Source organism: Rania fehmarnensis, assembly GCF_056494185.1.
Window position 1 is genome coordinate 1,722,313 of record NZ_CM151398.1, and the last position, 14,117, is coordinate 1,736,429.

Here is a 14,117-nt window from a genome sequence, read left to right on the forward strand (position 1 = left end):
CGGATCAGATGACTTGGAGCGGCCCATTGCTGCCGAACGACTCGCCAAGCCGCTCGGTAAACCGGCGCAAGTAGCCGATAATGGCAGCTCTACAGCTTGAGATCCTGGCTGCCGATGGCCAGCTGTTGAGCTTCTTTCGCAATCAGCTTCATGTTGCCAGGCTGATAGCGCAGCCAGATGCCGGCGACCCTTCCTTGGCGGTCAATCAAGAACGTGCTTGGATAGGGCAACGAAGAGTCGGGCAGGAGCAGGCCAGCTTGGCTGCGAGTCAGCCCAGCCGGATCACTGTAGGTAGCGATCTTAGCCGACATTTCAGTCATGAACTCAGCAGTCAATTGCTTTAGTTGGTCAAGGTCGTATTCGGGACCTTGGCTGCTGGAAACGGCCAGTATCTGGATGCCGTCGACGCTCTTGAGCTGCTCGGCTATTTCGACGAACTCTGGAAACTCTTCCCGACAAGGCGGACACCAGGTGCCCCAGAAATGCAGTACTGTTACTTTGCCTTGAAGATCCAGCTCGGACAGCGGTTTGTCCGCGTGCAGCAGAGGTTGGAGTTCGACGCGCGACAGCGACTGACCTAACGCCGATTTTAGTCGCGGTGACCCCAGCCAAGCCAGAAAGACAATGCCGATCAGCATGCCAGCGCCCATCACCGCCAGAACGGCCAAGCCGTTGGGGCCGCGTTGGGATGAGTTCGATGTCGCAGAGCTCAAAATTGGAAGTGTCCTAAAGTAAAGTTGTGTACGACATTATACGCGAGCACCGAGCTGTAGAGCAGCTGTCCTCAGCTGCTCCGAACCCTCTAACCACAGTATCTTCCGACCCATAGACCAGCGATCCAGGCAAGCGACATGTCGGGATCAAAGCGGAGTCGCACGGTCCCATTTTGAAACGCAGAGTTCGCCGAGTGCGCAGAGAAAACGCGGACTTCTCTGCGATCCTCTGCGTCTCCGCGTTTAAAAACAGAACCCGTTAACGCGCGTATCTTCCGGCCCATAGACCAGCGTTCCAGGCAAGCGACTTGCCGGGATCAAAGCGGAGTCGCATGGTCCCATTTTGAAACGCAGAGTTCGCAGAATCCGCAGAGAAAACGCGGACTTCTCTGCGATCCTCTGCGTCTCCGCGTTTAAAAACAGAACCCGCTAACGCGCGTATCTTCCGGCCCATAGACCAGCGTTCCAGGCAAGCGACTTGCCGGGATCAAAGCGGAGTCGCATGGTCCCATTTTGAAACGCAGAGTTCGCCGAGTCCGCAGAGAAAACGCGGACTTCTCTGCGATCCTCTGCGTCTCCGCGTTTAAAAACAGAACCCGCTAACGCGCGTATCTTCCGACCCATAGACCAGCGTTCCACGCGAGTGAATTGTCGGCTGCGGAGCGGCAAGAGACCGCCGCACTCCGCAGGCAATTGGCACACTGGTTGCAAATTGTGTGACCCTTGTCAAGGGCCGGCTGTCAGAGTGACAGACGAGGCCAAATGTGGCCCAGTTTCAACTGTTTGTTACTGCACAGGAGATGAGAAAAATGTCTCGCACCCAAGTTCCCGCTCGTCGTTATGGTCCGTTTGAAGATTTCTCGACCGACATGGAACGTATGTTCGATACGGTCCTTGGTCGCACCTTTGGCACCATGCTGCGCAATGGCAGCCACGACAAATTCATGCCGACGATCGACTTGGCAGAAACGGCCGAAGGTTTTGAGGTGTCGGTGGATTTGCCCGGTATCAAGCCGGAAGACGTCAAGCTGGAAATGCATGATGGTCAATTGATCATCTCGGGCAAGCGCGATCACACCAGCGAGCGCAAGGAAAAGAACTTCCATTACACGGAACGAGCCAGCGGAAGTTTCCTGCGTTCGATTGTGTTACCCAGCGATGTTGATGCCGAAAAGATCGATGCTCAGTACGAGCATGGCGTGCTGCATGTCAAGCTGCCCAAGAGCGCCAAGGCCCAGCCGAAGAAGATCGAGATTCGTAGCAAGTAAAAAGATGGCTGAGTCCATTGTCACTGCGCGAACCAACCTCGGCGTTGGTTCGCGTAATGTGTCAGGTCTGGCCGGTGCGCCGCTACGTTGCGAACTACTTCAGCTTGTAGCACATTATCTTGTCTTGCTCGCGCAAGTACAGTTTGCCGCCTGAGATCACGGGGTAGGCCCAGGTATCGCCCTCTTGAAACTCTGGTTTGAAGCTCATCAATAGATTGAACTTCTTAGGCGTAGCTTCGATAAAATCGACATCGCCGCTTTGCCGACGGAAGACGACCACGCCATCGGCATAGGTGACGCTCGATTCTCCATTACCGGGTGCTCGGACTGGTCCCCACGCAGCTTTGCCATTGGACATCTTGATGCACAGGGGCAGGCCGTTGCCGTTGCCTGTGCCTGAATAGATGTAACCATCGACCAGTACCATGCCCCCATGTTTGTTTTGCATCTGGTTGGCTTCTAAGTAGTAAACCTCTGTCATTTTGACTTCGCCTTGGCCGGCGGGTGTCAGCTTTAGCAGTGCGCTGCCGGTGTCGTAAGCGGTGGAGCAGAAGACGAAATCTTTGTCGACGAGCACCGAAGGGATGTTGGCGACGTTGTTGGCGACGCCCGTGTAGCGCCACAATACTTTACCGTCGCTGGCTCGAACGCCGATGACACCTTTGCCAACCAGTTGTACATATTGTTTCACGCCACCACCGTTGGAGATCATAATCGATGCGTATCCGGCACCGTCATTGAGAGAGTTACCACTACGTCCTTGGTTGTTGTCGCTGGCGGCTAGCGTGGCGGACCAAACGGTTTGTCCGGTTTGCTTGTTGAGCGCGACCATGATGCCCTTGTCACCGCCGGGCGTGCAGATGACCATTTCGCCGTCGACCAGCGGTGATTCGCTGTAGCCCCAACCGCTCATCATCTTGCCGTTCCATTCGTCGAAGCTGCGCGACCAGACGAGTTTGCCATCGGCGGTCTGCAAGCAAGCGATGCTGCCGCCGGAAGAGACTGCGTACAGGTGGTCTCCGTCGATGGTGGGAGTGGTGCGTGAGCCTTGGTAGTCATGCTGGGGTGCATTGGGGGTGATGGGGCTGGACCAAATCACTTGTCCATCGGCGGCTGAGAGAGCTGTGATCGATTGACCTTGGTCGGTGTTGCCAGAGGTGTAGATGCGCTGGCCGACCACGGAGACGCTGGCGTAACCTTGTCCCACACCGGAGCCCATCCACAGCAATTCCGGTTTTTCTTTTTTCCGGATACCTGACCACAGGCCAGTTTCCGAGCTTTTGCCATCGCGCTGGGCGCCGCGGAATTGGGGTGAATCTTCCGCCAAGGCGACTTGAAGGCACGCTATGGCCCATAGGGATGCGAACGCAGCGATACGCACGGTCATAGTTTTAACTCGCTAGCAAGGGAACTTAGGCAGCTTGGAACTCATCTGGACATCATACGATGGATGCTCGCAGCCGAAAATCACGCGGATCTGTAGGCAACGGAGAGATTTCATCACGGGAGATTGTGGCTACAATAGGAACAGGATCCCGCTAGTAGCGGCTGACCATTAATGGCAGTTTATTGGCTTTTCAAGTTTGTGTCGTAGGAAAGTAACTCGATGAGTGCCACGGTTGCCGTGAGTCCGCAGAAAACCTCGCCCCAATACTTTAAAGCTTGGGACCTGTGGGTATTGATTGTTCCGATGATTGCCATGTCACCCCTGTTGCTGGTGCAGTGGCAGCGAGTGATGGGGCGCCCTGAGCGCCAATTCTTTCCAGTGCTGGTCTTGGTGGCCTTTTATTTCCCGATCCGCGCAATCCTGAACCAGCCTGCTGATGAACAGCCGATTACAAAAGGTCGAATGACCTGGAGTATTGTCGTGCTGTGTGTGTCGATTCTGGTTTCGATGCTGGGTGCCTGGGCTTTTGCGCCGTGGTTGGCTCACGTGGCCGCAATCGGGGTGTTTCTGGCGTGGGGGTTAGGGCGTTGCGGTTCGGTGCCTTGGAGTACGGTTGCCGCCTGGACTGGGTTGTTGTTGGTAACGCTACCACTGCCTTTTGGATGGGATGCTGGATTTATATCGTGGCTACAAGGCACAAGCTCGGCGGCCTGTGGCTATGCGATGGATGCGCTCGGCGTTCCTCATATGCGCATGGCAAACGTAATTGAAATTAAGGGCCAGCAACTGTTTGTCGAAGAGGCTTGTAGTGGTATCGCTAGCATGTACGCGTTGTTGGCTGCAGGTGCCCTGCTGGTGCTGGTCAACGGTCGTAGCCTCTTGTGTTCATTCTTGGTAATCGCTTCGGTGCCTATCTGGGCCATGTTCGGTAATTTCTTGCGTTTGCTGGCGATCGCGTTGGCTCAAGAGTATTACCAAAGAGACTTAAGTCACGGTTTAGACCATGAGTTGTTAGGATTGCTGACATTCTCGCTGGCGGCCTTCGGTTTATGGATGACTGAATGGCTCTTGGCTGGCTTTCTTCAGCCATTTCCTCCTGCATCGCCGGACTTCAATTTTGTATTCAAGACCCTGAATGCATTTTTATGCTGGCCTGCCACGGATCCTTTAGCGAAGCTTGAGGAAAGTGAAGACGAGACGCCTCAGGAAAGGGCTGCGAGGCTGCGGCATGAGCAAATGTTGAGAGAGCAACAAAAGTCCAAGATTTCGCGCATAGAGCCTTGGCAGCAAAAGTCGGTGCGAATTGTGACGCGCTCGATGGCAGCCATTGCACTATTGGCCGGAATTCTGCCTGCCATTGTGGTCGCCCGAGACAAGCCAGCAGGTATCTTTTCGTACGGCTTGTCCGAATACACGCCTGAACAATTGGCTAAACTCCCAAAGAAGGAAGATTTGCCTGGTTCGTTAGGCGAATGGTTACGTATCAATTTCGCAACAGAAGCTCGATCCACTGCCAGTTTCTTAGGTGCCCATTCGCTGATCTGGGAGTACCGCAAGCAGGAGCAACGCTTTCTTTTGTCAGTAGACTTCCCGTTTCGTGGTTACCATCCCTTGGAGGTTTGTTATGGCAACTCGGGCTGGGAAGTCGAGGCAGTGGAAACGTTCAGCCAGGCAAATGACGATGGCTGGGGCTGGCGCGAAATTGAAATGAGCAACGAGTTTGGTTCGCGAGGATTCGTTTGTTATGCACTCATGACAGACGACTGCGAACCCTTTGAGAACGTCATTGAGTCAGCAGCCTCACAAAACGTAACTGGTCGCTTGCGAACACTTCTCAATTCCTCGCCCACTGATGCTCCGGTGTTTCAGCCCATTTGCTATCAGATTCAGTTGGTAATCGAAAGCGGTCGGAAGCTTAACGCTGATGAGAAGGATGATTTGCGCAAGCAGTTCGCAGAGGCACGCAAAGCTCTTCGCGAAAAGGTGAAAGCAGCCAACGTTAAGTAACCCCTCGTACTTTGATCACAATACACATAGTAGTCTTTGCATTATGAACCCAGTCAATCGTGTTGTCGAAACGGACGAAGATCAGCCAACGCTTCTACAGAGTTGGATCAGAGCGTTCTCTCGGCCAGGCCTTTTGATACACGCTGCCGAGGAAGTATTCAATTCGTGTATTTCGACACGTCCCTGGCGACGTCTGTTGTTGTTTTCGCCGGCCCTGTTGTTGGTTGCTTTGGCTTTCGGGCTAGTTCTGTGGGGTAAGTCGCTTAGTCGCGACACGCTCGTTAAAAGATACGCGCAAATTGCCGAAGTAGAACAAGCAAGGTTGAAGTCGGAAACCCAAAGAACTGAAGATGAAGAGAAACGTAGCACCATCTTGATGGACGAAGAGGCCACGTCTTCGTTCAGCGATATGCTCTACCGAAGACTGCTAAAACTCAACGACGAGAGCGCTCGTACTCGCTACGTCGTAGCCTTGCAGATGGCTCGAAGTCAGCGTTTGCCCCAAGCGCGGCGCATGATGGAAGAGATCGCATCATTAGAGAATGAAAAAGGTTTTGCACCCGCACACGCCTGGTTAGCCATTGATTTACTTGGACGCCAACCTCTCAGTAAAGAAGATCAGGCAAAGTTGATTGATCACTTATCGCGAGTTCAGAACTGGGAAGGTGCTGGAAGCGGATTGCTAGCGATCTATGCAAACCTCTTGGCCAACACGGGCAAACGAGGAGAAGCTCTGGAGGTAATGAATAAAGCCGCGCGAAAAGACCCTGGGCTACAAAGTGCCTATTCGATCATGGCGCGCCGCTTTAATGTGCCGCGGGTAGCCGACGAAGCTTCTGTTTCGGCTCGTTCTACGCTGCAAGCCGCCATCAAAAAGCCCACCCCTAAACTACAAGACTTCATTCAGTTGGCTTCCTTGGAACTGACGGAAGAGAATTTTCAGGAAGCCCTTCAAGTCACCCGGGCGGGCCTCAATACGCTTGAAGGTGAAAACGAACAGTTGAAATATTTGGGTTCCGAAGCCCTGCGCCTGATGTATCGCAAATCCGTTCGAAAAACACCCAAGGGACTCGAGTTCAATTTGAGCTTGCTCGACTTGGCCATGAAGGAGTATCCGGCCAATCCTAATCTCAGTACTGAAATTGCACTGTTGGACGATATGGGCGTCAGCGCTTCCGCGGAATTGAAAGCAGTCATGGAGCAACAATTAGCCGAAGGCAAAGCGACGGCTTTGGCCCACCTCATACTAGCCAATCAATGTATCAAAGCTGGGCGTCTTATTGACTCCATTCCACACTTGGAACTGACTTTAAAGGCTGCACCCAACCACCCTGTAGCCTTAAACAACCTATCGTTAGCTCTCGCACTGACCGACGCATCCAAAGTTGAACGCTCGGAAGAGTTAATTGCCAAAGCCATTAGCGTCGATGGTCGCAATCCCGAACTGTACGATAGCCAAGGGCAGATACGCATCATAGCTGGGCGTCCATTGGATGCCGTCGAGAGCCTGGAGAAAGCCATTGGCATCGATGCCAAACGTATCAATACGCGCGAATTGATGGTCAAGGCTTATCGAGAAGCTGGCTTGGAAGATTTGGCCAAGGCTCAAGAGAAGTCGCTGGCCCAACTTAAAGAAGAAGCAGCCAAAAAGCCTCCAGCGGCCGTCGGTCCTGAGGCGGAGGCAGAAGCTGATGCCAATGCAGCTCTTACAGGGCTTATTCAACCCGGCGGAACTCCCCCCAACACACCCCCACAATCCAAAACGACGCTGCCAGTGAAAAACCCGACTGGCAATGTTGCTCCCAAGAAGTAGTTAAATTTTGCTTGCACAGTCTAGCCTGGCAAATCTTTGCAGAAAACTGAACCGGACACTTGCTTATCTTGCACATTGTGTACTTAATGCGAAATGGTGGTTCTGCGCGTTAAGGGGGACGAGACGATGATACTTCCTAATTTGAAATGGCAAGCGCTTGTAGCTTTCATGGCTTGCTGCGTGGCATGGTTTCAGTCTTCGGCGATCGCGGATCTGACGGTGCGCGGTTATGATCCAGCGAAACATAACCGTTTCGCCAATAGCAGCCAGTTCATCGGCGATCCGTTCGATTGGTCTGGCGTTGCCCGAAGTAGTGGAGGACGCTGGGCAACTATGATCAGCCCTAACTATTTCATCAGTGCAACGCACTTTCATCCAGGTGTGGGCGAAACCTTGACTCTGTACGGATCGAATTCCGTGACCGGTCCAAGTCAAATAGTGAATGTAGTTGGGGGCCAGCAGATATCAGGATCGGATGTGTGGCTGGGACGCATCGACTCACCTACCAATTTCAATACATTTGAAGTAGCCGCTTTTCCCGATCCGTTGAGCTTCCTAAATCACGAATTGTACGTCTACGGAGTCGCAGGCAATGTGGTGGTACCCACTGCCCAGATGAAGGTTGGACGAAACACGGTTGATGCCTTCCTGGCCAATTTTTCCGACCCAGCTCTCGGCCCAACCATCAGCGATACGATCATCTTTGATTACGACACGCCCACCGGGGGCGTTGGGCCCGATGAAGCGAAAGTAAACTCTGGCGACTCCGGTGCACCATCGTTCATGATTATTATGGGGCGGCCAGTTCTGGTGGGAGTGCACTGGTTTACCTATACCGGGGGCGATTTTGGCGACGCATCCGCAGGTTCGGGCGATTCCCTAATCGCTCGCTACACCAATGCAATCAATGGGGCTATGGTGGGCGGCCAGCAGCTTAGCTTGATCGTTGTACCCGAACCCACTTCGCTCGCGCTGTTTAGCCTGCCGGTTCTAGCTTGGCAGGCCCGCCGCCGGTGGAAGGCTGCTCGTGCTGCTTAATGTACTCAGCACGCACAGCTGGGGCCCGCAGCCGATGTACGTAGGCCAGTTTGTCGATCGCCGTTTGCGAGAGATGTTCGGGCAGCAGTGGCTGCAAGCCAAGGTCTAAATTGAACTCGGAAATGGCTACGGCTAAAGGCAATATCGCTGTGACCATACCGGCCGCCGAAGCGCTGGGACTGGTATCGATCTCGGCCAATTTCTGATCTCGAGCCGTCTCTGCGATGGCCAAGATGTCCAAGTACGCGTTGACCGTTTCAGCAAAATCCTCCCAAGGATGCATGGACGCATAGGCACTCACATGGCGTTGACGCCAATCCGCCGGCGCGCCTTCGGCATAGTGACGTTGCTTAGACTGTTCGTAATCGAATGCGTTGGGATCCCCGAAGAGCACGACGTATTCGTCGAGCGCCACGCGCGAAGCGTATGACCAATCTATATAGTGCCCGATTTCGTGACGCATGTGTCCAATGAGTGTTCGTTGCGGCTCGCCTAGCGCAAGCCGGGTTGCCTCCCGACGGTCACTGTCCGCCTCCTCGGCGTTGACGGTGATCACGCCTTGTGCATGACCGGTTATGACCGGTTGACTAATGCCATCAACGACAATCGGGGCACGGAATTCGAATGAGAGCGGATACTGCTCTTTAAGGCCGGATATATAAGGCGGCAATTCAAGTTGTTCAAGCGCTGCCAAGAGCCTGCGTTTGGCTGCCTCCAGCGACGCCCAGCGTAGTTGATTTGGAGCTAACGTAAGGTCAGGAATAAACGTCGTGAACTGACACCATGGACAGAGCTCAGGTTGGCCAACTTCCACGAAACTTGTACACGCCCCTTTGAATCGGTTGGCACAAGGCACTACATCGCGTAAGCATGCAGGTTGATCGCACTGCCAGCGGTCTTGGGGGGTAGGACTGTCAGTTGATTGCACGTCATTGGACCGTATGGCCAATGTACCGCCATCTTGGCTAAAGCTAGTTAAGTGCGAACAGACCTGGCAATCGCCCACTGCCCTACCACAGGCCAAACAACTATGGTTGTTAAAAAACAGTCGATTGCCACACTTGCAAAAACTAGTTTTCACGATGCACTTTCGGAAGCAAATCAACCTAGATATCCGCGGCTGGTTGATCTGTTACTCGAAGTCGAGTACTACCAGTCACAGCCACCCCAGAATAGTGCGATCAAGACAATCGGTAAAGGCAGGCCCAATAACCACATGGCCAACGCATACTTAACTTTGCCCGAGCGTTGACCGATGCATTTGAGTCCAGAGTGAATTTTTTTCATGATGTATACCGTCGAGATAGATAGAGAAACATAAAGCAGCTGCGGGCGAAACGATGCAGCGGCAGCAGCCCCGGCGCTACCGTGAACAAACCAGTTGCAAACCAGCCAGTTGCAGCAATTGCAATTGACGAATCTCCGCTCGCTGCCTCCGCTCGATTCGCTGTTGGACGGACCAACTATTGCGAACGTCAAGTTGACGAGCTCTATGTTGTGTGAAATTAGTCTTGACTGGCTTAGCTTTTGCGGCGAGGGTCTGCAACATCTTTACTTCCTTCCCATGCAATTCTAAAGTTCGCGTTCAGTAATTCTCGGGGTTGGCACAACCATTGATTTTCGATTTAAATAGCACTCGCCGTGCCAATTCAACGGTCGCGAGAAATTCGCGCAGAGCATCGCTAGCTCCAGGGGTAAATGCAAAACGGCGAACTGGTTACAGTTCGCCGTTGATTGCTATGCGGGACGCGTTTTAAATCTAGCGAGGAGTTGTAGTTCCCGGAACCGTGCTCGGGGTATTCACGTTATCGCGATTTTCAATCGTGTCGGCTTTGTTCTCGCCGGCCTGCTCGATTGCGTCGGCTTTGTTCTCGCCATGTTCTTCAATCGCATCGGCGCGATTTTCGGCGGAATTTGTACGGGCATTGCCCAGGGCGTCTTTGCCAGTTGCATCGCGGACATTGTCTGCGGCTTGGTTGTGTTGATTCCGTACGGCGTCGGCATCCGCGTTCGATTGTTCACGTACGGCATCTGCTTGATGGTCATTCACTGTTTCGTCACAACCAACCAGCCCAAATGTCGCTAGCAGCAATCCCAAACCTAAAAACCGTTTCATCATCCCATACTCCAAAAGAGTTGTCGTTCGTTTTTAACGCAGTAACACACTGCCTGAAACACACTAGAACTCGATGCACGTTGCGTGCCAGCCCCGCAGCCCTTATTGCGGCAATACCAAGCTTGTTGGCAAACGTGCCGGCTCGATGTTGATCTCGATGCTCTGTGCCGTGAACGATTCGCCATCCAGGGTGATAGGCGAAGAGTTCTCGCACTGGATCTTCAAGTGTTTAGCAGTGAAGTGCTCGACGAGATTATGCTCGGAGTGGTTGCCAGTCAGGTAGGACGTGGCCAGGTGTGCCAGTTCCGTTGTCGTACCTTGTCGAATAATCAGTACATCCATCAAAGCATCATCAATGGAGGCTTGGGGGGCAATCTGAAAACCGCCGCCACAATATTTGCCGTTGGCAACAAACACGTTCAGGATGTTTTCAACGGTCCTGGGTTCAGTCTGGCCAACAGTTAAGCGAATAGTAAACGGTTCGAGATCGGCCATTGCTCGCCATACCTGCGTCAGATAGGCCAACGCGCCCCAGCGAGCTTTTATCTCAGTGGTCACATGATGCGTATTGCGTGCGCTTGTTCCAAGCGTCAGCATGTTAGCGCTACACTGTACCCAAGGATTGTTATCTAGTTTGACTGACAGAAGATCAACTAAGATCTGTGGAGAGATCGAAGGCATGGGTTTCTCGGGCACCGGATCTTTGTCCAAAAAGCGTTCACTCAACGATCGAGCTAAGTCGTTGGCGGTGCCAGCCGGTGTTAGCCAGCAAGGGATTGATTGGCTTACTCGCAGAGCACATTGTCCAACTAGATTAATAGTTCCATCACCACCCACGATCCAGATTCGATCTGGCTGCAGCGTTTGAATTCGTTGCCAGAGTTCGCAGGCTGGGTCTGAGTCCGGCAGTTCACCGCACAGTTTGATGTTTGAACATTCTAGCAATGCGGCTGCATGCTCTGGAAACTGTTCGACTACCGCCGTTCTGCTGCCTACTAAGAGCGTGGGACTGTTGAGAGCTGAGCTGAAATTCAAGACGCTGGTCGAAAGAGGCTGAGGCAATTGAGCCATGTAGAACCGTTCCTTAATTCGACAAGCAATACGATCCGATTTTTTTCTTGCGATGCCAACGACAACAGCGACGCAACTGACATGCGTCAATGTTGCGCCGCTGTAAAAGCTGCATGTAATACGCAGGGGCTGTTAAGCCGCCGCCCGCTTGTGAATTGCTCGCTGCCAGCGTGTTCAGACCGGTGTGCGTCCACGCAGTCCGCCAGTGATCAGGCTGACAACAAACATTACCAAAAACAGAAAGAACAGAATTTGAGCAATTTGTGATGCGCCTGCAGCGATTCCACCGAATCCAAACACTGCGGCGATAATTGCCAACACCAGGAAAGTCAAAGCCCAAGAAAGCATGGTACCGCTCCTCACAACACAAGTCGTTAGTGATATTGTTTCGCGGCACTACTTGGAAACACTCCAAATCTTAGATTGGCCGCCGTCGAATCTAGCGGTGTTGCAAGGGCTGTGCCAAAGCGAGGTTAGTCAGAACATGTGCACAGCTGCGCGATTATCGATCACGTTTGACGGATTGGTACGGCGAATGCAACTGGCGTCTAATGCAAACAGCTGAAGCTGGATGCGTTCAGCGTTAGCGGCTGAGCATGAGACACTGTTGTCCAAGTTTGAGGAGCGTAAATATGTTGACTCGCGAAGATGTGCAAGGTTCTTGGAATCAAATGGTAGGCGCAGTGCAGAAGAAGTACTCGCAACTGACAGGTGATGACCTGGCTGGATTGAAGGGCGATGTCAATCAGCTGGTTGGCGTTATTCAGCGCAAGACTGGTCAGGCTCGTGAGGATATCGAATCTTATATTCGTTCTTTGAGCAATAACGCGTCCGGTACAATGAATCGTGTAGCCGAAGGTGCGAGCGAATATGCATCGATGGCAGGCGATCGAGTGCGCGAAGGGTATGACTATGCCGCTTCCGCGGCGCAAGACGGTTATCGCGTGGCCCGTCAGACGGTCAAGCAGCGACCGGTGGAGTCGATCGCGATTGCATTTGTTGCGGGTATTGCCGCGGGTTTGATTACTGGCGCTTCACTATTTGGCGGCAGCAACAATCGTCGTTGGTAGTTCCAGAGCTTAGGCTATGGATTCTAAAGTGCGTGGCGCGCGAGGATTCTGTGGGGCTTTCGCGGTCTGGGTGGAGGGGGATAGGTCAATATGCTAGATCAAGTCGCTGTATGTCAAGAAATGGCAATCGTCCGCAACCGGGGCTTGGTAAACGCCGTCGACCTTGGACATGAGGTTGAGCGGCTGAGCGATTGGCGCGAGCATGTCCGGGCTCATCCCATTCCTATAGTGGTTCTAGCGGGTGCCCTGGGCTACTGGCTGGTACCCACTCGCTCTCATGGGACAGGCGCGCGTAGCTCCGTCGCTAGCAACGCAGCGCCCAGTTCGAATGGGACTGATGCCATAAGCGACGAGCAGGCGCGGACCGCCGGCATTGCTGGTCTGGGTGGTGCGGCTATGGGATTCGTAGGCTCGCTAATTGGCAACGCCGTCCGAGGGTATGTTGCCGAGCAAATTCAATCACTTATTCACACGCGAGGAAGCAATGCCTTACCGAACCAACGGCAAACATCATCTGCCCGACCTTAAAGGGCAGGCTCGTATACCAGGCCTTAACTCTGAAGGCAATTGGACTGAGCAGATCGAGTCCACCTTTACTCAGACGCATGAAATGCTGATGGAGAAATCCACTTCGTTCATTCGCAATCGGCCAGGTACAAGTCTTTTGGTAGCCGCTGTGGTAGGGGGGGTGATCGGATGGTTGGTCAAACGTCGAGGATGAGAGACCGCTTTGCATCGGCCGAGCGGGTTGGGCCTATTCAGGGTGTAACGCACGGAGCTTCATCGGTCATAAATGACGCACTGGACTTGGCTGAACTCCAGGGAAAGTTGCTCAAAGCTGATGCTAGCAGTTGCATTCAAACGGCGAAAATTGCGTTCTTTGGGACGTTAGTTTCCGTATGTTTACTACTTGCTTCGTTGCCTGTCCTAGCACTAGGTCTCAGTTCGCTCCTTCAGTGGGGGTTGGATTGGCCCCTGTGGGTTTGCCAGCTTTTAGTAGGTGGAGGGTTTGCTGCCATCGGGGTTGGATTGGGCGCTTGGTGTGTTCAACAGCTTCGTACTTCGCTGCGATCATTTTCCACCAGTCGCCGTGAGGCCGCGGAGAACCTGCGCTGGCTTAGGCAAGCTCTCTCGCAGTCATTTTCAATCTAACCAGCATGCAGTTCACATTTTCCTACTTTCAACCCAAGAGGTAAATTATGTCCACGTCGGATTTAGAGCGCAGGCAGTCGCAATCTCACGATGAGGCAGATTCGATCGATGAATTTTGTGGCGAGGACTTTTCTAAACTGATCTCGGAGGTAACGGAATCGATCGAAGGCTATTGCCGCAGTCGCCCAGGCGTGGTCGCTGGCGCACTCTTCGGCCTCGGCTTTTTCTGCGGTTGGAAGCTCCGCCCTTGGTAGTCCACCCAGGTCTGTCCCATCTTTTTTCTGGGACAGGCACACTCGCCTTTAGAGCCTGAAGTCATCGGAGGTACCGGGTCTGACCCCTTAGCGTTTTTTTGGGACAGACCCACTAGACTTTGCTTTTGGGACAGGCCCACTAGTCTTTGGGCCATCAGTTATGGGACGGCCATCAGTTATGGGACAGACCACGTCTGATGCTGTTTGAGGTCGCGCAGAACTTTGGAG

At 53.2% G+C, this 14,117-nt stretch carries 15 protein-coding genes; 8 read left to right on the forward strand and 7 right to left on the reverse strand.

The genetic code is table 11. From position 1 onward, the window contains the following. Nucleotides 1-89 precede the first annotated feature (89 nt). Nucleotides 90-713, reverse strand: coding sequence for a TlpA disulfide reductase family protein (locus tag SH573x_RS05385; RefSeq protein WP_479353308.1), 624 nt, complete (start codon nucleotides 711-713; stop codon nucleotides 90-92). Nucleotides 714-1,522: 809 nt separating this feature from the next. On the opposite strand from SH573x_RS05385, the gene SH573x_RS05390 reads away from it, so the two are divergent. After that, nucleotides 1,523-1,981, forward strand: a complete 459-nt coding sequence (locus tag SH573x_RS05390) for an Hsp20/alpha crystallin family protein (protein WP_479353309.1) — start codon at nucleotides 1,523-1,525, stop codon at nucleotides 1,979-1,981. A gap of 94 nt (nucleotides 1,982-2,075) precedes the next feature. Here SH573x_RS05390 and SH573x_RS05395 read toward each other — a convergent pair whose 3' ends face one another. Further along, the gene (locus tag SH573x_RS05395) at nucleotides 2,076-3,368 is read right to left on the reverse strand and encodes an outer membrane protein assembly factor BamB family protein (RefSeq protein ID WP_479353310.1); all 1,293 of its coding nucleotides are present in this window, start codon (nucleotides 3,366-3,368) and stop codon (nucleotides 2,076-2,078) included. 219 nt (nucleotides 3,369-3,587) lie between these two features. Here SH573x_RS05395 and xrtU point away from each other — a divergent pair, with 219 nt between their 5' ends. From xrtU to SH573x_RS05410, 3 genes are all read left to right on the forward strand, one after another. Next, nucleotides 3,588-5,375, forward strand: coding sequence for an exosortase U (xrtU, locus tag SH573x_RS05400; protein WP_479353311.1), 1,788 nt, complete (start codon nucleotides 3,588-3,590; stop codon nucleotides 5,373-5,375). A gap of 43 nt (nucleotides 5,376-5,418) precedes the next feature. Beyond that, nucleotides 5,419-7,188 (forward strand): tetratricopeptide repeat protein, encoded by a 1,770-nt coding sequence (locus SH573x_RS05405; protein ID WP_479353312.1) that lies wholly within the window; start codon nucleotides 5,419-5,421, stop codon nucleotides 7,186-7,188. Nucleotides 7,189-7,314: 126 nt separating this feature from the next. Then, on the forward strand, nucleotides 7,315-8,226 hold the full coding sequence (locus SH573x_RS05410; RefSeq protein WP_479353313.1) for a hypothetical protein: 912 nt from the start codon (nucleotides 7,315-7,317) through the stop codon (nucleotides 8,224-8,226). On the opposite strand, the gene SH573x_RS05415 is transcribed toward SH573x_RS05410, so the two are convergent. The 5 genes from SH573x_RS05415 to SH573x_RS05435 form a co-directional block, all read right to left on the reverse strand. Continuing rightward, complete coding sequence (locus SH573x_RS05415) at nucleotides 8,165-9,307, reverse strand: putative zinc-binding metallopeptidase (RefSeq protein WP_479353314.1); 1,143 nt, start codon at nucleotides 9,305-9,307, stop codon at nucleotides 8,165-8,167. The genes SH573x_RS05410 and SH573x_RS05415 overlap by 62 nt on opposite strands. Nucleotides 9,308-9,375: 68 nt before the next feature. After that, complete coding sequence (locus tag SH573x_RS05420; protein ID WP_479353315.1) at nucleotides 9,376-9,513, reverse strand: hypothetical protein; 138 nt, start codon at nucleotides 9,511-9,513, stop codon at nucleotides 9,376-9,378. A 472-nt stretch (nucleotides 9,514-9,985) separates the two neighbouring features. After that, nucleotides 9,986-10,345, reverse strand: a complete 360-nt coding sequence (locus SH573x_RS05425) for a hypothetical protein (protein WP_479353316.1) — start codon at nucleotides 10,343-10,345, stop codon at nucleotides 9,986-9,988. Between the two features lie 99 nt (nucleotides 10,346-10,444). Continuing rightward, on the reverse strand, nucleotides 10,445-11,413 hold the full coding sequence (locus SH573x_RS05430; protein WP_479353317.1) for a diacylglycerol/lipid kinase family protein: 969 nt from the start codon (nucleotides 11,411-11,413) through the stop codon (nucleotides 10,445-10,447). 174 nt (nucleotides 11,414-11,587) lie between these two features. Next, nucleotides 11,588-11,761, reverse strand: a complete 174-nt coding sequence (locus SH573x_RS05435; RefSeq protein ID WP_479353318.1) for a DUF1328 domain-containing protein — start codon at nucleotides 11,759-11,761, stop codon at nucleotides 11,588-11,590. 284 nt (nucleotides 11,762-12,045) lie between these two features. On the opposite strand from SH573x_RS05435, the gene SH573x_RS05440 reads away from it, so the two are divergent. From SH573x_RS05440 to SH573x_RS05455, 4 genes are all read left to right on the forward strand, one after another. Continuing rightward, on the forward strand, nucleotides 12,046-12,483 hold the full coding sequence (locus tag SH573x_RS05440; protein WP_479353319.1) for a CsbD family protein: 438 nt from the start codon (nucleotides 12,046-12,048) through the stop codon (nucleotides 12,481-12,483). A 484-nt stretch (nucleotides 12,484-12,967) separates the two neighbouring features. Next, a complete protein-coding gene (locus SH573x_RS05445) occupies nucleotides 12,968-13,204 on the forward strand; it encodes a hypothetical protein (RefSeq protein ID WP_479353320.1) in 237 nt (78 codons plus the stop codon). After that, the gene (locus SH573x_RS05450; protein WP_479353321.1) at nucleotides 13,201-13,635 is read left to right on the forward strand and encodes a phage holin family protein; all 435 of its coding nucleotides are present in this window, start codon (nucleotides 13,201-13,203) and stop codon (nucleotides 13,633-13,635) included. Before SH573x_RS05445 ends, SH573x_RS05450 begins: the two co-directional genes overlap by 4 nt. A 47-nt stretch (nucleotides 13,636-13,682) precedes the next feature. Then, a complete protein-coding gene (locus tag SH573x_RS05455; protein ID WP_479353322.1) occupies nucleotides 13,683-13,889 on the forward strand; it encodes a hypothetical protein in 207 nt (68 codons plus the stop codon). Nucleotides 13,890-14,117: the final 228 nt, after the last annotated feature.

Bases quoted from the DNA above. Each gene is read 5' to 3' on its own strand.
- SH573x_RS05390 (WP_479353309.1), top strand. From the start codon at position 1,523: ATGTCTCGCACCCAAGTTCCCGCTCGTCGTTATGGTCCGTTTGAAGAT.
- SH573x_RS05395 (WP_479353310.1), bottom strand. From the start codon at position 3,368: ATGACCGTGCGTATCGCTGCGTTCGCATCCCTATGGGCCATAGCGTGC.
- xrtU (WP_479353311.1), top strand. From the start codon at position 3,588: ATGAGTGCCACGGTTGCCGTGAGTCCGCAGAAAACCTCGCCCCAATAC.
- SH573x_RS05405 (WP_479353312.1), top strand. From the start codon at position 5,419: ATGAACCCAGTCAATCGTGTTGTCGAAACGGACGAAGATCAGCCAACG.
- SH573x_RS05410 (WP_479353313.1), top strand. From the start codon at position 7,315: ATGATACTTCCTAATTTGAAATGGCAAGCGCTTGTAGCTTTCATGGCT.
- SH573x_RS05420 (WP_479353315.1), bottom strand. From the start codon at position 9,513: ATGAAAAAAATTCACTCTGGACTCAAATGCATCGGTCAACGCTCGGGC.
- SH573x_RS05425 (WP_479353316.1), bottom strand. From the start codon at position 10,345: ATGATGAAACGGTTTTTAGGTTTGGGATTGCTGCTAGCGACATTTGGG.
- SH573x_RS05430 (WP_479353317.1), bottom strand. From the start codon at position 11,413: ATGGCTCAATTGCCTCAGCCTCTTTCGACCAGCGTCTTGAATTTCAGC.
- SH573x_RS05435 (WP_479353318.1), bottom strand. From the start codon at position 11,761: ATGCTTTCTTGGGCTTTGACTTTCCTGGTGTTGGCAATTATCGCCGCA.
- SH573x_RS05440 (WP_479353319.1), top strand. From the start codon at position 12,046: ATGTTGACTCGCGAAGATGTGCAAGGTTCTTGGAATCAAATGGTAGGC.
- SH573x_RS05445 (WP_479353320.1), top strand. From the start codon at position 12,968: ATGCCTTACCGAACCAACGGCAAACATCATCTGCCCGACCTTAAAGGG.
- SH573x_RS05450 (WP_479353321.1), top strand. From the start codon at position 13,201: ATGAGAGACCGCTTTGCATCGGCCGAGCGGGTTGGGCCTATTCAGGGT.
- SH573x_RS05455 (WP_479353322.1), top strand. From the start codon at position 13,683: ATGTCCACGTCGGATTTAGAGCGCAGGCAGTCGCAATCTCACGATGAG.